The following is a 20,393-nucleotide window of genomic DNA, read 5'->3' on the forward strand; positions in this document are numbered from 1 at the left end:
GCTACTTGGTCTGCTCCTGGATCTTGGCCCAGTTGCGCTCGACATCGTCGAGCCCACCGACGTTGAAGAACGCCTGCTCGGCCACGTGGTCCAGTTCGCCGTCGCAGATGGCCGTGAAGCCCTCGATGGTGTCCTTGATGGACACGGTCGAACCCTCGACGCCGGTGAACTGCTTCGCCGTGTAGGTGTTCTGCGAGAGGAACTGCTGGATGCGACGGGCACGGGCAACGACGATCTTGTCCTCTTCCGAGAGCTCGTCGACACCGAGGATCGCGATGATGTCCTGCAGTTCCTTGTTCTTCTGGAGGATCTGCTTGACGCGCACGGCCGTGTCGTAGTGCGCCTGGCCGATGTACTGCGGGTCGAGGATCCGCGACGTCGAGGTCAGCGGGTCAACGGCCGGGTACAGGCCACGCGAGGCAATCTCGCGGGAGAGCTCGGTCGTCGCGTCGAGGTGCGCGAACGTCGTCGCCGGAGCCGGGTCGGTGTAGTCATCGGCCGGGACGTAGATCGCCTGCATCGAGGTGATCGAGTGGCCGCGCGTCGAGGTGATGCGCTCCTGGAGGAGACCCATCTCGTCGGCGAGGTTCGGCTGGTAGCCAACGGCCGAAGGCATGCGGCCCAGAAGGGTCGACACCTCGGAGCCCGCCTGCGTGAAGCGGAAGATGTTGTCGATGAAGAGCAGCACGTCCTGGTTCTGCACATCGCGGAAGTACTCCGCCATGGTCAGCGCCGAGAGCGCCACGCGGAGGCGCGTGCCCGGCGGCTCGTCCATCTGGCCGAAAACGAGCGCGGTGTCCTTGAGGACGCCGGCCTCCTCCATCTCGACCCAGAGGTCATTGCCCTCACGAGTGCGCTCGCCAACACCGGCGAACACCGAGGTGCCGCCGAAGTTGCGGGCAACACGGGTGATCATCTCCTGGATGAGCACGGTCTTGCCGACGCCAGCGCCACCGAACAGGCCGATCTTGCCGCCCTTGATGTACGGGGTGAGGAGGTCGATGACCTTGATGCCGGTCTCGAGCATCTCGGTCGAGCCCTCGAGCTGGGCGAAGGACGGTGCCTTGCGGTGGATCGGCCAGTGGTCGGACGCGTTGATCTCCGACTCTGCAACGTCGAGCGGCTTGCCGAGGACGTTGAAGATGTGGCCCTTGACGCCGTCGCCCACGGGGACCGAGATCGGGGCGCCCGTGTCGACGACCTTGGTGCCGCGGACCAGGCCGTCGGTGGCCTGCAGCGAGATGGCGCGGACGAGGTTGTCGCCGAGGTGCTGCGCGGTCTCGAACGTGATCTCGCGGGTGTGGTCACCGAGGGTGATCGTCGTCGTCAGTGCGTTGTAGATCGCCGGGATCGCGTCGGCCGGGAACTCGACGTCGACAACCGGCCCGATCACGCGGGCAATGCGGCCCGTCGCGCCAGCGGTCGCAACCGCTTCAGAGGCAGTGGCAGTCATCTCTCTCACTTCTTCAGTAGATGGCGTGTAATCAGTCTATCGGTGGGTGCTCGCACGGACCGTGCGCTCAGGCGTTGAGCGCATCGGCACCAGCGATGATCTCAGTCAGCTCCTGCGTGATCTCCGCCTGGCGGGCGGTGTTGCGCAGTCGCGTGTACTTCTTGATCAGATCCGTGGCGTTGTCGCCCGCGTTCTTCATGGCCCGCTGGCGCGAGGCGAGCTCGCTCGCAGCGGCCTGAAGCATGGCCGCGAAGATCCGCGACTCGATGTACCGCGGCAGCAGGGCGTCCAGCACCTGCTCGGGCTCGGGCTCGTACTCGTAGAGCGGCAGGATCTCCTTCGCGTCCGCAGCGTTCTCCTCGACGACCTCGAGGGGAAGCAGACGGATCACGGTAGGCTCCTGCACCACCATTGACTTGAACTGGGTATAGACGACGTGGATCTCGTCGACCCCGCCGTCCTCGTAACGCGCGGCAAAGGCCTCGAGGAGGACCTTGCTGATCTCCCGCGCGGTTGCGAAATCAGGGTTGTCGGTTCCGCCGGTCCACACCCGCACGTAGTCGCGGTTGCGGAAGTCGAAGTAGGCCTGGCCCTTGCGGCCGACGAGGTACGTGGCCACCTCCTTGCCCTCTCCGCGGAGGAGCTCGACAAGCGATTCGGCCTGCTTCATGATGCTGGCCGAGTAGGCGCCGGCCTGGCCCCGGTCTGCCGTGAGGACCAGCACTGCCGCGCGCCGCACCTGGGTGGGCTCGGTGGTCAGCGGGTGGTCGATCTCGGACGAAGAGGAGACAGCAGAAACGGCGCGAGTAATGGCATTCGCGTACGGCAGGGAGGCGGCCACGCGGGCGCGCGCCTTGCCGATGCGGGAGGTAGCAATCAGCTCCATCGCCTTGAACATCTTGCGCATCGACGACGTCGAGGCAATCTTCTGGCGGTAGACCCGGATCTGGGCTCCCATTCTTGTCCTTTCCTCACCCTCGCTGACTGGCCGGGCCGGTGCCGTGGGCTCCGGCCCGCCCAGTCAGACGCAGGGAATCAGCGCTTCTGCTTGACGATCTTTTCCTGGTTGACGTCGCCCTCGGGAAGAGCCTCGTGCTCTTCGTGGCCGGCGCCGACCAGCTGGCTGTCGCCCTCGCCGAAGAAGCCGACCTTGAAGTCCGCCACAGCGGTCTTGAGGGCCTCGACGGTGTCGTCCTCGAGCTTGCCGGTCTGGGCAAGGGTCGTCAGGATCGACGTCTTGCGCTTGAGGTAGTCGAGGAAGTCCACCTCGAACCGGCGCACGTCCTCGACAGGGACGTCGTCAAGGTAGCCACGCGTACCGGCCCAGATCGACACGACCTGCTCCTCGACCGGGTACGGCGAGTACTGGCCCTGCTTGAGCAGCTCCATGAGGCGGGCTCCGCGGGTGAGCTGCTGGCGGGACGCTGCGTCGAGGTCCGAGGCGAACATCGCGAAGGCCTGCATGTCGCGGTACTGCGCGAGGTCGAGCTTGAGCGTGCCGGAGACCGACTTCATCGCCTTGACCTGGGCAGCGCCGCCCACGCGGGAAACCGAGATGCCGACGTCGACCGCCGGGCGCTGGTTCGCGTTGAACAGGTCCGACTGGAGGAAGATCTGGCCGTCGGTGATCGAGATGACGTTGGTCGGGATGTACGCCGAAACGTCGTTCGCCTTGGTCTCGATGATCGGCAGGCCGGTCATCGAACCCGCACCGAGCTCGTCCGAGAGCTTGGCACAGCGCTCGAGCAGGCGGGAGTGCAAGTAGAAGACGTCGCCCGGGTACGCCTCGCGGCCCGGCGGGCGGCGGAGGAGCAGGGAGACGGCACGGTAGGCCTCGGCCTGCTTCGAGAGGTCATCGAAGATGATCAGGACGTGCTTGCCGCCGTACATCCAGTGCTGGCCAATGGCCGAGCCGGCGTAGGGGGCAAGGTACTTGAAGCCCGCCGGGTCGGACGCCGGGGAGGCCACGATCGTCGTGTACTCGAGAGCACCATGGTCCTCGAGGGTCTGGCGCACAGCCGCGATCGTCGAGGCCTTCTGGCCGATCGCGACGTAGATGCAGCGGACCTGCTTCGTGGCGTCGCCCGAGGCCCAGTTGGACTTCTGGTTGATGATCGTGTCGACCGCGATGGCCGTCTTGCCGGTCTGGCGGTCACCGATGATGAGCTGGCGCTGGCCGCGGCCGATCGGGATCATCGCGTCGATGGCCTTGAGGCCGGTCTGCATCGGCTCGTGGACCGACTTGCGCTGCGTGACGCCGGGAGCCTGGAGCTCGAGCGCGCGGGTGGTCTCGGCCGCGATCGGACCCAGGTCATCGATGGGGGCACCCAGCGGGTCCACGACGCGGCCAAGGAAGGCGTCGCCGACCGGCACGGAGAGGATCTGGCCGGTGCGGTGCACCTCCTGGCCCTCCTCGATGCCGCCGAAGTCGCCGAGGATGATGACGCCGATCTCGCGGACGTCGAGGTTCTGGGCGAGGCCCAGCGTGCCATCCTCGAAACGGAGGAGCTCGTTCGCCATCACCGAGGGGAGGCCCTCGACGCGGGCAATGCCGTCACCGGCAGACGTGACATGGCCGACCTCGACGCGATCAGCCGTGCCAGGCTCGTAGGAAGCCGCGAAGTCGTTCAGCGCGCTGCGGACGTCGTCGGCATTGATGGTCAATTCGGCCATCTTGCAGTCCTGCTCTCTTGAGTCTCGTGGTCATCGAAGAGCCGTACTGCCTGCGATGACCGAATTGTCTGATACGAAGTGTGCTGTTGCCTCAGCGTGCCTGAGCTGCGAGCTGACGACGCAGCTCGCCAAGCCGAGTCACCGTCGAGGCATCGAGCACCTCGTCGCCGACCGAAACGCGGACGCCGCCGACGAGCGACGGATCCAGGGTCGTGTTCATCTTGAGCTCGCGCCCGTAGAGGCCGTTGAGCCCCGCCTGCATCCGCTGGGTCTGCGCCTCCGAGAGGGGGCGCGCGACGGCGACGTCGGCGATCCAGCGCTTCTGGCGTCCGGCGGCGAGAGAAGCGAACTTCTCGACGAGGGCCGTTGGCTTGGCGCCGCGCGGAGCCGTCACTGCCTGCCCGATGAGAAGCTTCGCTTCCTCGGAGGCTCCCGGAACAAGGCGGAGCGCGAGTGCGCGCCTCGCCTCCTCCGGGGCCTGCTGGTCCGTTACGGCTGCCTGCACGTCATGGTTCGACTCGACCGTGCTGATGAAGGCGAACAGGTCGTTCTGGAGCTTCTCCAGTCCACCGTGGCCATCTGCACCGGCGCCCTGCTCGGCCACGGCGATCGCCACGGTCGAGGCAAGGGTCTCGAGTGCATCGCTGACATCGCGGGCATCGGCCCAGCGCGAGGCGGCCAGGCTGGCCGTGATCTCGACGGCGTCGAAGCTCGCCTTGCCGTCCAGCAGACCGTGCACGAGTGCCGACTTCTCCGCGCCCTCACGGGACGAATCGGTCAGCGCGCGGCGGAGGCCGGCGGAGCCGTCAAGGACACCCAGGATGCTGAAGAGCTCCCGTGCCAGCGACAGCGAGGCCGTGGGCAGTTTGGTCTCCAGGTCCGCCAGCGCGGCGGCCAGCGATTCGCTCGATGCTCTTGCCATTACTTCACCGCACCCGCGTTCTGGGTCTCGAGCTCCGCGAGGAAGCGATCGACCACGCGGGCAGATCGCGCATCATCGTCTAGTGACTCGCCGACGATGCGGCCCGCGAGCGTCGTGGCCAGCGTGCCGACCTCGGCGCGGAGCGAGGCGACAGCCTGCTGCCGCTCGGCCTCGATCTGGACGTGTGCCTGCTCGGTGATACGGGCTGCCTCAGCGGCGGCCTTCTCCTTGAGCTCCGCCAGGATCTGCGCGCCTTCGGCGCGGGCTTCCTCGCGGATGCGGTTGGCCTCGGCACGGGCGTCGGTGAGCTGCTGCTTGTATTCCTCAAGGGCAGCGGATGCCTCCGCCTGGGCCTTCTCGGCCTTGGCGATGCCGCCCTCGATGGCCTCCGCGCGCTCGGCGAACGTCTTCTCGAACGCCGGAACGACGAACTGGACGACGATCCAGAGCAGGATGGCGAAGCCGACGGCGACGACCAGGATTTCCCACCAGTTGGGCATGAGCGGGTTCGCGCCCTCAGTGGCGGCACGAACAATGAACTGATGCATGTGGTGCACCCCTCCTCTCTACTCGGTTCTGGCTGAGTGTGCCTTGTGGGAAAAGGGTCAGAGCACGAAGGCGAACACGAGGCCGAGGATCGCGAGCGCCTCGGTCAGTGCGAGGCCAAGGAAGGCGATCGGCTGGAGCACGCGCTGCGCCTCCGGCTGGCGGGCGACGCCGTTGATGTAGGCCGCGAAGACGAGGCCCACACCGATGGCACCGCCAATGGCAGACAGACCGTACCCGACGAGGTTGATGTTGCCGGTCATTGTGTTCCTTTCAGGTTGCCCAAAGGGGCGATTTTCGTGTTCGGTTCATCCCCCTTCAGGGGGAATTCTCAGTGGGCGTCGGCGTGAAGCGCGCCCTGGATGTAGATCGCGGTCAGCAGGGTGAAGACATAGGCCTGCAGGACCATGATCAAGGCCTCGAGCATGTACATCGCCGTGGCGCCGGCAAGGACGAGGATCGAAGCTCCCTTGAGCAGGACGTTCTCCTGCTCGATGAGGAACGCGATGCCCGAGCCAGCGAGGGCGACGACGAGGTGCCCGGCGAGCATGGTCGCGAAGAGTCGGAGGCTGTGCGTCATCGGGCGGACGATGAAGTTCGAGATGATCTCGATCGGCACCACGATCGGCATGATGAACCACGGGACACCGGACGGGACGACCGTGAGCTTGATGAACTTCGGGCCGAACTTCTTGAGCCCAACCCCGATCCACGTGACGTACACGAGGCCAGCGAGGAAGTACGCGCCGCCCACGTGGGACATGGTGGGCAGCTGGAGGAACGGGATCGCGCCGTAGATGTTGTTCACCAGGATGAAGAAGAAGAGGGCGAACAGCAGGGGCACGAACTTCATGAAGTCGCGCCCGCCGATGATGTCCTTGCCGATCGAGTTGCGCACGAAGCCGTAGAGGTACTCCCCGGCGAACTGGAGCTTGCCCGGCACGAGCTGTCCCTTGCGGGACGCGGCGAGGAAGAACCAGGCGATGATGACGACGGACAGCAGGACCATGAGCATCTGCTTCGAGAAGCCGTCATGTTCGCCCCACGGGAAGATTGCCGGGAGGTGCATGTCCTCAAGAGTGGGCGGGGTGAAAGCGCCGGAGTCTTCGGCCGGAAGCGTGAGCGGGGTCAACGCGTTTCCTCTCTGCAGTGTCCATCATCGGGCAGATGCCGGGGCGAGTAGCTTTCGACCCCCACATGTGAAATTTTTGGGTGCTCCATCAGCGGCTGTCCTCGTCGGCGCGGTCCCCTGGGCCCTGAGGCTCGGCAGGACCCTTGGTGTGCGTCAGGAGCCCGTGCTTCATGGTCAGATAGATGCCGCCTGCAATCCCCACCAGTGCACCGACGAGCACGAGCCAGTGCGTTTTCAGGAGATTGTCCAGCCCCCACCCTATCAAACTCCAGACTACGATCCCGCCAATTACATAGCTGAAGACGGCCATTCCGGAGTTGTATCCGGAATCGCCCTCGGGCTTGCCGGCAGGCCCCTTCGGAGGGTTCTTCTCAGTCATGCGAATCGGCCTCCTCGGACGACGGCGGGGCGTCGCCTCGGTCGGCCGAAGCCGCCGGTGCGTCGTCGAAGATCTGGAGCCTGAGCCTGCTGAAGGCGAAGACCTCGACCGCCTGCCACACGACAACCGTCACGATCCCGGACGCCCCGAACCACGGGCCGACAATCCACGCGGGCTTGCCGAGCCACAGCAGGAGCGCAGCGAACCCGAAGATCTTGATGGCATACACGACGGCGAAGACGCCGATCGCACCCGAGGGGTTGTTGCGGCCCGCGAGGTGGCCCGCAATGAGGCTAAGGGCGAAGAAGACGATGACGATTGCCGCCGAGAAGAGCACGCTGCCCCCGGCGCCAGCGCCGGTTGTGGCAAACGCCACGATCGCGAGGATAGCTGCGGCCCCCACGGACGCCCCCGAGCACTGGGCTGCGAGGCGGAGCCACGGCGAGCCGTGGCTTGCGGAACCGCCGACGCCAGGACGGCCTGAGAAGCCGTGTGGATGCGTCATAGGGTCCATTTCATGCCAGATCGCCGGTGACCTGCTGCCAGGTCACCGGCGTGGAGGGTGGGTGCATGCCTATTCTACACAGGATAGAACTCAAGCCCCGACCCGGTTCGCCCGGCGCCCGGGCGCCGTCGGGCGCCATTGTGCGAGCGCCACCAGGGCCTGGGCCATGAGCCACACGACACCGCAGGCTACGAGCGACAACCAGTACCACTCGGCTTTGGCCCAGCCGGGGATGCCGACGAGCAAGAGAGCGATGGCCAGGGCGGCGAGCTTCATGAGCAGATCCGCGATGAGGGTCCTGCCGGTGAAGGGCAGGGTCGGCGCCGCGAAGTGGAGGATCACCACCGGCGCACCGCCGCACAGAACGGCGATGCCGAGCCCGAGGAAGGTCGAGTAGAGGAAGGCCACTCCCCCGTTGGCGAGCCCCGTGAAGCCCAACGCAGTCGCAGTGGCGAGACTCGCCACGAAGGGCAGGGTGAAGCGCGGGACCCACAGGCTCCAGTGCAGCCATGTGGGCCGCGACGATGGATTTCCCACCGTCTGCCGAACCCAAGGGTGCATCGTGAGGAACGCCACGGTGGGCAGGACAATGAGGTTGACGAGCGTGAGCGGCATCCACGGCACGAAGGCGTAGGCTGCACCCCCGAACGCGACGAACGCGGCCCAGACATACATCACGGCGACGGCCTGCCGATGGGTGTAGCCCAGGTCGAGGAGCTTGTGGTGGACGTGCTCCCGGTCCGGCGAGAAGGGCGAGCGTCCGCTCGTGGTGCGGCGCAGCACGGCGAGCACGAGGTCGAGGAACGGCAGGGACATGACCACGATCGGCAGGATCACCGGGAAGTAGGCCGGGATGCCCTCGGCGCGGTCGTAGAGTCCCGACCCGATCTGGCCGGTCGCGACCACGGCACCCGTGGCCATGAGCAGCCCGAGCAGCATCGACCCCGAATCACCCATGAAGATCTTCGCGGGGTTGACGTTGTGCGGCAGGAACCCCAGGCAGATGCCGATGAGCAATGCCATGAGGAGCGTCGCGAGGTCGGTGTAATTGGGCAGCAGCGCGTTGCGGTGAACCCAGTAGGCCGTGATGAAGAACGCGAGGCCGCCGATGGCCGCCACTCCTGCGGCTAGCCCGTCGAGGCCGTCGACGAAGTTGATCGCGTTGACCGTCAGCACGATGAGGAACATCGTGAGCCCGATCTGGAGCCACTCCTCGGTCACCGGGAGCGCCCCGAGAGGCAGGAAGGTCACACGGGGCCCCCACACTGCGACGATCGCGGCGGCCACGAGCTGGCCGCACAGCTTGACCCAGCTGTTGAGATCCACGATGTCGTCGATAGCGCCGACGACGACGATCACGCCTGCTCCCCACAGCACGGCCCACGGTTGGGCCGTCTCGACGAAGATCGACCGTAGCCAGAAGGTCTGCGAGGCCGCTGCGAAGGCCACCGCGAATCCGGTGAACATGGCGAGTCCACCGAGCCGCGGCACAGTTCGTGTGTGAACGTCGCGCTCGCGCACCGGGGAGACGATGCCGAGCCGGAGCGCTCCGACCCGGACCACCCCGGTGGCGGCGTAGGTGACGACGGCGGCCAGCATGGCCACCAGGAGGTAGATGAACATGGCTCAGCAGGCCGCTTTCCCGGCGGTTCTGTTCCCGGACATGTCCGGGTGCTCGGTGAAGGCAGCGCGGTAGCCGCGGCGCCGTACCCGCGTCGGGACCAGCCGGTAGATCCCGCGCACCAGCATGTTCCGGACGAAGGTGAGCCCATTGATATACCCGGCGGCGAGCATGCGGCGCTGGAGGCGCAGCTCAGCGGTCAGCATGCGCTGGCCCCCGCGGCGCGCGTAGGCGCCGTCGCTCACGCGGTACAGCACGAGTGCGTCGGGGACGTTGGCGCCGAGGCTGCCGCGGTGCAGCATGCGGGCCCACAGCCAGTAGTCCTCCATGTCCGGCACGCCCCGGTAGCCCCCGGCTGCGTAGACCGCCGATGCTCGGTACATGACGCTGGGATGGTTGAACGGCGTCCGGAACCCGAGCTGCGCCATGATCTCGCGGTGCGTGGCCGGAACGGGCCGGCTCGCGATCCGGTGGGACTCGTCGTCCCCGATCTCGGCGATCGCCGACCCGACGATGTCGTAGCCGGCAGCCATGAGGGCAAGCTGGCGCGCGAACCGCTCGGGGACGGAGACGTCGTCGGCGTCCATCCGGGCCACGACATCGTGGCGGCACTCCCGCAGGCCAGCATCGAGCGCGTCGGCCAGTCCGACGCCTGCCGGAAGCCGGAGTACCTCAGCCGGGAAGCGTGCGTCACGCTCGGCGTCCGCAAGGACAGCTTCGATGTCGGAGCTGACCGGGCCGTCCCGCACGATGACCACCTGTGCTGGCGGCACGGTCTGGTCAGCCGTGACGGACTCGAGCGCCCTGCGCACGCGGGCGGCGTCGTCGCCCGCGTAGACGGGAAGGAGGACGGAGAACCCGGAGTGGGCCGGGTCGTCGGAGGACCCGGCTGGCTCCGGGTCGGAGTGGGCCGCGCGGCGGGGCAGCCCGCCGACCCCGGCGAGCACCGCGTCATTCGCCCGCGGTGGGTGGGCGAGGGCCTCCCGCAGCCCGAGGAGGCCGGATCGGAGGACGACGCCGGGCCGCGGGCTGCCGGCGACCATCCGACCCCAGCGGCGGAGGGTCGACCCGCCGTACAGAACCTTCTCGGCGGGCGCGAGCGCCTGCGAGCGGAAGAACGTCCAGATCTTGTTGCGCACCTCGAACCGGAATCGCTCGCCGATATCGACCGTGAACGAATCGAAGATCTTCGTATGGTGCTCGACGACCGAATCGAGGCTTGCGAGCCCCAGCCGACGGCGCGCGAGCCGGGCGGTGAATTCGAAGTCGTCGTTCCAGAGGAAGTAGTCCGCCACCGGAAGGCCGAGCGCGCGGACCGCGTCAGCGGAGACGAAGAGCGAGACGAACGACGCCGAGCGGACGACCCGCGCGCGGTGCGCGGCGGCGAATCGCCGGTCGACCGGCGAGGCATCCCACCTGTCGCGCATCGTGTTCATCGGGTGGTCACGACCGTCGGACCAGACAACTCGGCTCGCGATGAAGGCCGGCTTGTCCGTCTCGATGCACGCGGCCCAGAGGCGCACGGCCTCAGCGAGCGCGGCCGGCCGGGGGACGGTGTCGTCGTCCATGACCCACAGGAGGTCCGGGCTGTGCTTCTCGAGCGCCGTGGCCATGCCCATGGTGAATCCGCCCGCACCGCCGGTGTTCTCGGCGAGGCGAACGAGATCAACCTCGAACGGCATCGTGAGCGAGGCGACATAGTCGGCCGAACCGTCGGTCGAGCCGTTGTCTACCACCACCAGGGCGTCCGGCAGCCGGTCGCTCGCGGCGATGGCTGCGAGGGACCGCGCAAGAAGCTCCCGCCGGTTGTAGCTGACCATGACAGCGACAACCCGAGTCGAGCGGGGATCAGTCACGCGGCTGCCCCTTGACGTTCTCGGGCTCGGCCGGCATTACTGGCTCGGCCGGCATCGCGGGATCGCTCGGAGCGGGCTCGTCCTGGGCGGCTTCGGCGTGGACGGCTTCGGCCTCGGCCTGTGCGGGCTCGACCCGGGCAGGCACCCCGGGCTCGGACTGCTCCTCAGGCTTCGCCAGCGTCAGCGGATCCTGGGATGCCTCAGGCTCAGTCAGCGTCTCAGGCTCCTCGCCGAGTCCGAGGACGTCGGGCACGATCTCGCGGATGGCGTCGAGGCTCAGGGCGCCTTGGCGCACCACGCGCAGCCGCTCCCCCGTGCAGTCCACGATCGTCGAGGGGAGGCCTCCGGATTCCGCGGTCCCTTCGACAGGCCGGAAGCCCTCCTCGAGGTAGACCTCGACGCTCTCGGCCAGCTGCTCGCGAGCCTCGGAGGCTGTCTGCGCCGCCGCCTGGCCCGTGCGGTTGGCACTCGACACGGCAAGGGGGCCTGTGATCGTCAAGAGGGCCTGGGCAAGCTCGTCATCGGGAATGCGGAGGGCCACCGTTCCCTTCGTCTCGCCGAGATCCCAGGTCAGCGACGGCTGGGCGTGGAGGATGAGCGTGAGCGGGCCGGGCCAGAACTTCTCGGCGAGGGCGCGGCCCCCCGCGGGGACCTCGGTAGCGAGGCCGTCCATCGTCTGGAGCCTGGGGATGAGGACGGGCGGCGGCATCGACCTGCCACGGCCCTTGGCTGCTAGGAGCGTCGCGACCGCCTGGGCAGAGAACGCGTCGGCTGCGATGCCGTAGACCGTGTCGGTCGGTATCACGACGCACTGCTTCTGGGCGATCGCGCGCTGTGCATGGGCGAGGCCCTCGGCGCGCTGTAGCGGATCGGTGCAGTTGTACGTCGCGGTGGTCACGGCGTCCATTCTTCCACGGGCTCCGGTGTGCCCCTCGACGTTCAGGCGGCCCGGACTGCGCTCGTGGCGCGCGGGAGCCCGTTGAGGTCGTCGTGGCGCTGCACGTGGGTCCAGGACGGGCTCGCTCCCAGGATTTCGGGAATCCGCTCAGCCTGGACCTCGGCGTGCTCCATGACGAAGAAGCCTCCCGGGACCAGCAGCCGGGCGGCCGTCACAGCGGCGGCGAGAGGCAGCTCAAGACCGCCCTGCGCGCCCCCGTAGAGGGCCATCTCGGGATCGTGCAGAGCGGCCTCCGGATCCCTCGGGACCATGTCCGGCGGGATGTACGGCGGGTTGGAGACGACCACGTCCACCGTCCCGTCGAGCTCCCTGAACGCCGTCCGCAGGTCGCCGCGGACCAGGTGCACACGGCCTCCGACCTCGGGAAGCGCGAGATTCCGGGCAGCCCATGCGTACGCGAGATCGGACAACTCGACGGCGTGCACGACGGCGCCCGGCGCCTCGCGCGCGATCGAGGCGGCGATGGCGCCGGATCCGGTGCCGAGGTCGACGACGACGGGACCCGTCGGGTGTGAGCGGGCGGCGCGGGGCGACCGGCCGGGGTCGTGCGCCGACCCACGACCCGACGGCGTCGCCGATCCCTGACCCGAGCCGGACCCTGACCGTGCAGGCTGCGGGGTGACGGCGTCCGGGAAATGCTGGGCTATCCAGTCGAGCGCGACCTGCACAACCCCCTCCGTCTCGGGCCGCGGCACAAAGACACCCGGGCCCACCGCGAGGGCGAGTCGGCGGAAGTGCGCGGTCCCCGTGAGGTGCTGGAGCGGCACGCGGCGGGCGCGCTCGGCCACGAGGTCCCAGAATCCCTCTGGCACCCGGGCTCCGGTGACGGCGAGCGCCCTGAGGCGGCCGAGGCCACCGCCGCCGAGCCCCCCGCCGTCGGGCTGCCGGGCCAGCAGGTGCTCGGCGAGGAGTTCGGCGTCCACGCGTGGGCTCGGGACCCCGGCCTCGGCGAGGATGGCGGCAGCGCGCCGCAGCGCCACACCGAGGTCCTCGGGGTCACCCACCGGTCCGGATCCGGCCGACGGTGTGCTCATTCGCCGATCGCGTCCAGGCGGTGCTGCTCGTCCATCTCGATGCACGAGGTGATGACGGGGCCGAGATCGCCGTTCATAACGGCGTCGAGGTTGTACGCCTTGTACCCGGTGCGGTGGTCCGCGATGCGGTTCTCCGGGTAGTTGTACGTGCGGATACGCTCGGAGCGGTCCATCGTGCGGACCTGGGACCTGCGGAGGTCGGCGTTCTCCGCGTCGATCTGCTCCTGCTGGTGCGCGAGGATGCGCGAGCGGAGCACACGCATCGCCGCTTCGCGGTTCTGCAGCTGCGACTTCTCGTTCTGCATCGCTACCACAATCCCCGTGGGGAGGTGGGTGATGCGCACAGCAGAGTCGGTCGTGTTGACGGACTGGCCGCCCGGGCCCGAGGAGCGGTAGACGTCGATCTTGAGGTCGTTCTGGCTGATCTCGATCTCCTCCGGCTCGTCCACCTCGGGGAACACGAGCACGCCCGCGGCGGACGTGTGGATACGGCCCTGGGACTCCGTCACGGGCACGCGCTGGACGCGGTGCACACCGCCCTCGAACTTGAGGTGGGCGAACACACCCTCCGCCGGATCGTTGGAGGAGCCCTTGATCGCGACCTGGACGTCCTTGTACCCGCCGAGGTCCGACTCGGTCGAGGAGAGGATCTCCGTCTTCCACCCCTTCGACTCCGCGTAGCGGGTGTACATCCTCAGGAGGTCGCCCGCGAAGAGGGCAGCCTCGTCTCCGCCCTCGCCGCCCTTGACCTCGAGGATCACGTTGCGGGCATCGTTGGGGTCGCGCGGGATGAGGAGTCGGCGCAGCTTCTCCTGTGCCTCCTCGTGTGCCGCGTCGAGGTCCGGGACCTCGGCCGCGAACTCGGGGTCCTCGGCGGCCATCTCGCGCGCGGCCTCGAGGTCGTCGCCGAGTGTCTTCCAGCGGTTGTACGCCTCGACGATCCCGTTCAGCTGGGCCGAACGACGTCCGAGCTTCCGCGCGAGCGCCTGGTCCTGGTAGACCGCGGGATCGCTCAGCTGCTTCTGGAGCTCGGCGTGCTCATCCAGAAGTCCTTGCACGGACTCGAACATGTGGGGCCTTTCGTCAGGGGGTGGGTGTGTTCAACGAACGACGACGGCGGCCGGCGCCGGGTGGTGTCCGGGGCCGGCCGCCGTGGGCGGGGCGCTAGTGCTTGTCGCTCTCCGACTTGGACGCGAGGGTCGTCTTCTGCACCTGCAGGAGGAACTCGACGTTCGAGCCAGTCTCGCGGATCTTCGACGTGAGCAGTTCGAGGGCCTGCTGCGTGTCGAGGCCCGAGAGGAGGCGGCGCAGGCGCCACATGATGCGGACCTCCTCCGGAGAGAGCAGGTTCTCCTCGCGGCGGGTGCCGGACGCGTTGACGTCGACGGCCGGGAAGATACGCTTGTCCGCGAGCTGGCGGGACAGGCGGAGCTCCATGTTGCCGGTGCCCTTGAACTCCTCGAAGATGACCTCGTCCATCTTGGACCCGGTCTCGACGAGCGCCGTGGCGAGGATCGTGAGCGAGCCGCCGTTCTCGATGTTGCGCGCCGCACCGAAGAAGCGCTTCGGCGGGTAGAGCGCGGCCGAGTCGACACCGCCGGAGAGGATGCGTCCCGACGCCGGCGCGGCGAGGTTGTACGCACGGCCGAGGCGGGTCATCGAATCGAGGAGCACGACGACGTCCATGCCCATCTCGACGAGCCGCTTGGCACGCTCGATGGCCAATTCCGCCACGGTCGTGTGGTCCTCGGCCGGACGGTCGAACGTCGAGGCGATGACCTCGCCCTTGACCGAGCGCTGCATGTCCGTGACCTCTTCGGGGCGCTCGTCCACGAGCACCATCATGAGGTGGACCTCAGGGTTGTTGATCGTGATCGCGTTCGCGATCGACTGCAGGATCAGCGTCTTGCCAGCCTTCGGCGGCGAGACGATGAGGCCGCGCTGGCCCTTGCCGATCGGGGCCACGAGGTCGATCACGCGGGGGCCGATCTTCTTCGGGTCCGTCTCGAGGCGCAGGCGCTCGGAGGGGTACAGCGGAACGAGCTTGGTGAACTCGACGCGGCCCTTCATCTCCTCGGGGCTCTTGCCGTTGACGCTCGTGACCCGGACGAGGGCGTTGAACTTCTGGCGGTTGCTGTGGCTCTGGCGGCCGCCGTGGCTCTGGCCCTGATTCTGGTTCTGGTTCTCCTCGCCGTCGCGGGGGGCGCGGATCGCACCGACTACGGCGTCACCCTTGCGCAGGCCGTACTTCTTGACCTGCGTGAGCGGGACGTAGACGTCATTCGGGCCCGGGAGGTAGCCGGACGTGCGGATGAAGGCGTAGTTCTCGAGGACGTCGAGGATGCCCGCCACGGGAAGCAGCACGTCGTCTTCGGTCACCTCGGTCTCGTCGACCTCGGGGCCGGCGTTGCGACGTCCGCTCCGGTCGCGCATGCGCTCGTTGCGGTCGCGGAAGCGGTCGTTCCGGTTCCCCTGCTGGCCCTGAACGTCGTCACGGTCGCGTCCACGACGGTTGCGGCGCGAACGGCGCGAACCGCCGTCCTCGCCGTCGAACTCGTCGCGGCGCCGGTCCTGCTGACGGTCCTGGCGATCAGACTGCTGGCCGCCCTGGCGGTCCTGCTGGGTCCGGTCCCCACGTCGGTTCCGGCCCTCGCCAGACTCGTCCTGGCGGCCCTCAGCGGGGGCCTCGGCAGTGCCAACCGCTTGGCCGCGCTCGTGCGAGGGAGCCTCTGCGGCGTCCCCGCGGGGAGCCTGGGCCGTCTCGGCCGAGGCTTCGCCGGACTCGGGGCGCCGGTTGCGGGAGCGGGTGCGGCTCTGGCGCGTCCCGGACTCTGCCGGAGCCTCGGTGTGGGTCTCGGCCTGCGGCGCAGCAGGGGCCTGGGCGGCCTCCGCCTGCGGGGCTGCCTCCTCGGCGGCCGGCGCGGATCCGGGCGTCACGACGCCGTCGCTGCCGGCGCGGCGCCGGGCACGGCCGCGCGTGCGGGCAGGCGCCGCACCGGTCTCCGAGGCCTCGTCGGCCGTTTCGGCAGTCGGTGCCGGCTGCGCCGTACGCGCCGCCTGCACAGTCGTGCCGGTCTCGGGGAGCGGAAGCTCGGCGGGCGTTTCGGTCGTGGTGGGAACGGCCCGGCGCGCGGCCGGGCGGCCCACGGGCTCACCCTTCTGGTGGGCGGTGATCGCGGTAACAAGGTCGCCCTTGCGCATGCGGGATCCACCGGTGATGCCCAGCTGGGATGCCAAGGCCTGCAACTGCGCGAGCTTGAGGCCGGCGATTCCCTTGGACTCGGACGCGGAGGAGGCTTCCACTGCTGGGTTCAGCTCAGTGGTCTGTGTCACGGATGGTCCTTCCGGAGTCGAAACGCCGGCATTGCAGAGCCGGCGCATCGTGGTCGTGGCCGCCGACTGGAGCGGCGACCAGGCTGTGGCCTGCGGGGCCTGATGGCCAGGCAGGGCCTGAGTAGTTCAGCCCGCCCCGAGCGTGCGAGGTCCTGATTCGTGTCTGGGCCTGCGTGCGGATCGACCGCAGGCAGCCAGACCGGCTGCAGCGCTGGAGGGGCGGCATCCCTGACGGAAAACTGGACTGGGGTTGCGCAGCATGCCCTCACAGTGTGGCCTGAAGAATCACGAATGCGCAGAATCACCGGGTTCACCGTTGAAGAGATTCGCCGGGGAGATTCACCACTGAGCAGATTTACCGCTGATTTACCGTGGATGCACGTCCACTCTAGCACCTTCGCGGTCAACGGCGAGACGCAGCACGCGCCAGCGTGTCACAGACTCGCCGCCCTGCTCCGCATCGAACAGCCCCTCGGCCAGATACCCCGTGAAGCGTTCGACGGCGCCCTGCACCTCGTCCGCCTCCTCCTCGCCGTCCGCGAGGGCTAGAACCGTGGGGCCGGCACCCGAGACGACCGCCGCATGTCCCTCGGACCGCAGCTGCCCGATGAGACGCGCGCTCGGCTCCATGGCGCCCGAGCGGTAGCTCTGGTGGAGATAGTCCTCGGTGGCCGGCAGCAGCAGCGAGGGCTCCTTCGTCAGGGCGTGCACGAGCAGCGCGGCCCGGCCCGAGTTCGCCGCGGCCGCAGTGTGCGGAATCGACGAGGGGAGGAGGGAGCGCGCTAGCTCCGTCGAGAGCTCGAAGTCCGGAATCGCGACGATCGGCACCACACTGGGCGCCACCTCGGCGACCGCCGTGTGGAAGGCCTCGCCGTCCTGCCAGGACAGCGCGAGCGAACCGAAGATGGCCGGGGCCACGTTGTCGGGATGCCCTTCGATCTCGCTGCACAGCTGCAGTGCCCACGCGCGGTCGGGGCGGTCTTCCGGCTCGACGAGGGCAGCCGCCGCGAGCACCGCCGCCACCGTTGCGGAGGCTGACGAGCCGAGGCCGCGGCCATGCGGGCTCACGTTGTCCGCGGTGAGCGCGAGCCCCGAGCGCGCGTAGCCGAGGCGGGCCAGCGCGGCGTCGAGCGTCCGGACCACGAGATGGCTCCCGTCGCGGGGGAGCGTGTCGGCGCCCTCACCGGCGAGATCGAACGAGAGCGCGCCGTCGTCGGTCGTCTCGACGGTCACCGTGTCATACAGGGCGAGGGCGAGGCCGAGGCTGTCATAGCCGGGACCGAGGTTGGCACTGGTCGCCGGGACCCGCACTGTGACGCGCTGTCCCGGCGCCACGGGGCGCAGGGCGGTCCCGACGCGCGGCTCGCTCGATGCTGTCATCAGGCGCCGGACTCCAGCCCCAGCGCGTCCGCGACACTCACGACGTCGTTGCTCACCTTCACGGGAACGACCTCGCCGCCGTCGGCGGTGCGGAGGGCCCACTGCGGGTCCTTGAGGCCATGGCCGGTGACGGTGCACACGATCGTCTTGCCGGTGGGGACCCTGCCGCCCTCGTGCATCTTGATCAGGCCAGCGACGGACGCGGCCGAGCCCGGCTCAACGAACACGCCCTCCTTCGCGGACAGCCAGCGGTGCGCGGCGAGGATCTCGCCGTCCGTCACGGCGTCGATGAGTCCGCCGGACTCGTCGCGCGCGGCGACGGCCGTGTCCCATGAGGCCGGGTTGCCGATCCGGATCGCGGTCGCGATCGTCTCGGGGTGGGTGATGGGATGCCCGGCGACGAAGGGGGCGGCCCCGGCCGCCTGGAAGCCCCACATGACGGGGAGCTTCGTGGAGACAGCGGGCAGCGTGCGCTCCTGGGCGGCGTCGTGCTCCGCCCCGTCCTGGCTGTCCTCGCCGTCCGCGCCGAACGAGTAGGTCGTCTCCGTCGCGTACTCCTTGTAGCCCTTCCAGTACGCGGAGATGTTGCCTGCGTTGCCGACCGGCAGGACGTGGATGTCCGGGGCGTCGCCGAGGGCGTCGACGATCTCGAAGGCCGCAGTCTTCTGGCCCTGGATACGCGCCGGGTTGACGGAGTTGACGAGGAAGACCGGGTACGAATCGGAGAGCTTCCGCGCGATCTCGAGGCAGTCGTCGAAGTTTCCGTCCACCTGGAGCAGCGTCGCGCCATGCGCGATCGCCTGGCTGAGCTTGCCCATCGCGATCTTGCCCTCGGGCACGAGGACGGCGCACGCGAGGCCCGCCGAGGTCGCGTACGCCGCGGCGGACGCGGACGTGTTGCCCGTCGAGGCGCACACCACGGCCTTCGCCCCGGCCTGGACCGCGGCGGTCATCGCCATGGTCATGCCGCGGTCCTTGAAGGACCCGGTCGGGTTCATGCCCTCGACCTTGAGGTAGACGGTCGAGCCCGTCAGCTCGGAGAGCTTCTGTGCGTGGACGAGCGGGGTGCCGCCCTCCCCGAGCGTGATGACACGCGTGGACTCGGTGACGGGCAGGCGGTCTGCATACTCGCGGATGACTCCGCGCCACTGGTGGGCCACTAGATTCCTTCGACTCTCAGGACGCTCGTCACGGATTCGACGACGTCGAGGTTCTTGATGTCGGCCACGGTCGCCGCGAGCGCGGCCTCCGAGGCCCGGTGGGTCACGAAGCGCAGCTCTGCTCGGCCGGCTCCGTGGGCGCCCTCCTCAGCCGCGGGGAGGACCTCACCGCGGCCGATCTTCTGCTCCAGCTTCTGCCGCATCGTCTCGATCGAGACGCCGTGGTCCGCGAACACCTGTGCCACACGCGAGAGCACGCCGGGCTCGTCGGCGACCTCGAGCCCGATGCTGTAGCTCGTGGTGACGGACTCGAGGCCTACGATCGGCAAGGTGCGGGTGGTTCCGGCACGGCCCGGGGAGCCCGCGATGATGCGGCGTGCGGTCGTGACGACGTCGCCCATGATGGCCGACGCCGTCGGGGCGCCTCCCGCGCCCGCGCCGTAGAACATGAGGGCGCCGGCATTCTCTGCCTCGACGAAGACGGCGTTGTAGGCGCCGCGCACGGCAGCGAGCGGGTGTTTGGCCGGCAGGAGCGTCGGGTGGACGCGCACGCTCACCCCGTCGCCCGCGGCGCCGGCAGGAACGAGCTCGGCGATGGCGAGGAGCTTGATGGTCATCCCGGCGTCCTGGGCGGCGGCGATGTCCGAGGCGGTGACGCCCGTGATGCCCTCGCAGCGCACATCCTCGAGCGTCACCCGCGTGTGGAACGCGAGCGAGGCGAGGATCGCGGCCTTCGCCGCGGCGTCGAGCCCCTCGACGTCCGCCGTCGGATCCGCCTCCGCGTAGCCGAGCCGCTGGGCCTCGGCGAGGACGTCCTCGAACTGCGCGCCCGTTGTGTCCATCGCGTCCAGGATGAAGTTGGTGGTGCCGTTGACGATTCCCAGCACGCGGGTGATGCGGTCGCCCGAGAGGCTCTCACGGATCGGCCGGATGATGGGGATCGCACCCGCCACAGCGGCCTCGAAGTTGAGCTCGGCGCCGTGCGCGTCCGCCTCGTCGAACAGCGTTGCGCCGTCCTGGGCGAGCAGGGCCTTGTTGCCCGTCACGACCGAGGCACCACGGCGCAGTGCCGCGATGATGTGCGTACGCGCCGGCTCGATGCCGCCCATGAGCTCGATCACGAGGTCCGCGGACGCCACGAGGGACTCTGCGTCCGTCGTGTAGAGCTCACGCGGCAGCTCGACGTCACGGGGCGCATCGACGTTGCGCACCGCGATCCCGACCAGCTCGAGCCGTGCGCCCGCCCGGGCGGCCAGCGCCTCGGCGTCGTCGAGGAGGATCCTCGCCACCTGGGATCCGACGGTCCCGCCGCCCAGCAGTGCAACCCTCAGCACACGGGGCGCCTCGGTGAGGGTGCTGCCCTCGGCCATCGCCCGCGTGACCGTGTCCGCCGCTTCCGTCATCGTCTCTCCCTCTGTCTCTTCGCTCACTGTCTCGTCCC

18 protein-coding genes are annotated in these 20,393 nt (G+C 68.8%); all 18 read right to left on the bottom strand.

The window, feature by feature from the left end; translation table 11 throughout:
• Nucleotide 1: 1 nt before the first annotated feature.
• The 18 genes from atpD to AB5L97_RS11805 all read right to left on the bottom strand — a co-directional run bounded on the left by atpD (nucleotide 2) and on the right by AB5L97_RS11805 (nucleotide 20,322).
• Nucleotides 2-1,453 carry a F0F1 ATP synthase subunit beta gene (gene atpD, locus AB5L97_RS11720; protein WP_307957435.1) on the bottom strand — a complete coding sequence of 484 codons (1,452 nt, stop codon included), beginning with the start codon at nucleotides 1,451-1,453 and terminating at the stop codon, nucleotides 2-4.
• A gap of 67 nt (nucleotides 1,454-1,520) precedes the next feature.
• The gene (locus AB5L97_RS11725; RefSeq protein WP_307957434.1) at nucleotides 1,521-2,411 is read right to left on the bottom strand and encodes a F0F1 ATP synthase subunit gamma; all 891 of its coding nucleotides are present in this window, start codon (nucleotides 2,409-2,411) and stop codon (nucleotides 1,521-1,523) included.
• 77 nt (nucleotides 2,412-2,488) lie between these two features.
• Nucleotides 2,489-4,126 (bottom strand): F0F1 ATP synthase subunit alpha, encoded by a 1,638-nt coding sequence (atpA, locus tag AB5L97_RS11730; RefSeq protein WP_307957433.1) that lies wholly within the window; start codon nucleotides 4,124-4,126, stop codon nucleotides 2,489-2,491.
• Nucleotides 4,127-4,217: 91 nt separating this feature from the next.
• The gene (locus AB5L97_RS11735; protein ID WP_307957432.1) at nucleotides 4,218-5,048 is read right to left on the bottom strand and encodes a F0F1 ATP synthase subunit delta; all 831 of its coding nucleotides are present in this window, start codon (nucleotides 5,046-5,048) and stop codon (nucleotides 4,218-4,220) included.
• A complete protein-coding gene (locus tag AB5L97_RS11740) occupies nucleotides 5,048-5,596 on the bottom strand; it encodes a F0F1 ATP synthase subunit B (RefSeq protein WP_369044803.1) in 549 nt (182 codons plus the stop codon). The genes AB5L97_RS11735 and AB5L97_RS11740 overlap by 1 nt, the downstream gene beginning before the upstream one ends.
• A gap of 57 nt (nucleotides 5,597-5,653) precedes the next feature.
• Nucleotides 5,654-5,857: an ATP synthase F0 subunit C gene (atpE, locus tag AB5L97_RS11745; protein WP_307957430.1), complete on the bottom strand. Its 204-nt coding sequence runs from the start codon at nucleotides 5,855-5,857 to the stop codon at nucleotides 5,654-5,656.
• 68 nt (nucleotides 5,858-5,925) lie between these two features.
• On the bottom strand, nucleotides 5,926-6,726 hold the full coding sequence (gene atpB, locus AB5L97_RS11750; RefSeq protein ID WP_307957429.1) for a F0F1 ATP synthase subunit A: 801 nt from the start codon (nucleotides 6,724-6,726) through the stop codon (nucleotides 5,926-5,928).
• Between the two features lie 88 nt (nucleotides 6,727-6,814).
• A complete protein-coding gene (locus tag AB5L97_RS11755; RefSeq protein WP_369044804.1) occupies nucleotides 6,815-7,105 on the bottom strand; it encodes an AtpZ/AtpI family protein in 291 nt (96 codons plus the stop codon).
• The gene (locus AB5L97_RS11760) at nucleotides 7,098-7,610 is read right to left on the bottom strand and encodes a hypothetical protein (RefSeq protein WP_369044805.1); all 513 of its coding nucleotides are present in this window, start codon (nucleotides 7,608-7,610) and stop codon (nucleotides 7,098-7,100) included. Before AB5L97_RS11760 ends, AB5L97_RS11755 begins: the two co-directional genes overlap by 8 nt.
• 90 nt (nucleotides 7,611-7,700) lie before the next feature.
• Nucleotides 7,701-9,233 carry an MraY family glycosyltransferase gene (locus AB5L97_RS11765; RefSeq protein WP_369044806.1) on the bottom strand — a complete coding sequence of 511 codons (1,533 nt, stop codon included), beginning with the start codon at nucleotides 9,231-9,233 and terminating at the stop codon, nucleotides 7,701-7,703.
• A 3-nt stretch (nucleotides 9,234-9,236) separates the two neighbouring features.
• Nucleotides 9,237-11,087 carry a glycosyltransferase gene (locus AB5L97_RS11770; RefSeq protein ID WP_369044807.1) on the bottom strand — a complete coding sequence of 617 codons (1,851 nt, stop codon included), beginning with the start codon at nucleotides 11,085-11,087 and terminating at the stop codon, nucleotides 9,237-9,239.
• Entirely contained in the window at nucleotides 11,080-11,985 is a 906-nt protein-coding gene (locus AB5L97_RS11775; RefSeq protein ID WP_423246784.1) for an L-threonylcarbamoyladenylate synthase, read from the bottom strand. The genes AB5L97_RS11770 and AB5L97_RS11775 overlap by 8 nt, the downstream gene beginning before the upstream one ends.
• Nucleotides 11,986-12,026: 41 nt before the next feature.
• Nucleotides 12,027-13,079: a N5-glutamine methyltransferase family protein gene (locus AB5L97_RS11780; protein ID WP_369044809.1), complete on the bottom strand. Its 1,053-nt coding sequence runs from the start codon at nucleotides 13,077-13,079 to the stop codon at nucleotides 12,027-12,029.
• Entirely contained in the window at nucleotides 13,076-14,149 is a 1,074-nt protein-coding gene (prfA, locus tag AB5L97_RS11785) for a peptide chain release factor 1 (protein WP_307957422.1), read from the bottom strand. Before prfA ends, AB5L97_RS11780 begins: the two co-directional genes overlap by 4 nt.
• A 94-nt stretch (nucleotides 14,150-14,243) precedes the next feature.
• On the bottom strand, nucleotides 14,244-16,412 hold the full coding sequence (gene rho, locus AB5L97_RS11790) for a transcription termination factor Rho (protein ID WP_369044810.1): 2,169 nt from the start codon (nucleotides 16,410-16,412) through the stop codon (nucleotides 14,244-14,246).
• A 366-nt stretch (nucleotides 16,413-16,778) separates the two neighbouring features.
• A complete protein-coding gene (thrB, locus tag AB5L97_RS11795; RefSeq protein ID WP_307957420.1) occupies nucleotides 16,779-17,792 on the bottom strand; it encodes a homoserine kinase in 1,014 nt (337 codons plus the stop codon).
• Nucleotides 17,792-18,952: a threonine synthase gene (gene thrC, locus AB5L97_RS11800; RefSeq protein ID WP_369044811.1), complete on the bottom strand. Its 1,161-nt coding sequence runs from the start codon at nucleotides 18,950-18,952 to the stop codon at nucleotides 17,792-17,794. Before thrC ends, thrB begins: the two co-directional genes overlap by 1 nt.
• Nucleotides 18,952-20,322 carry a homoserine dehydrogenase gene (locus tag AB5L97_RS11805; RefSeq protein ID WP_369047421.1) on the bottom strand — a complete coding sequence of 457 codons (1,371 nt, stop codon included), beginning with the start codon at nucleotides 20,320-20,322 and terminating at the stop codon, nucleotides 18,952-18,954. The genes thrC and AB5L97_RS11805 overlap by 1 nt, the downstream gene beginning before the upstream one ends.
• Nucleotides 20,323-20,393: the final 71 nt, after the last annotated feature.

Origin of the sequence: Sinomonas sp. P10A9 (assembly GCF_041022165.1) — a bacterium.
Lineage (GTDB): Bacteria > Actinomycetota > Actinomycetes > Actinomycetales > Micrococcaceae > Sinomonas > Sinomonas puerhi.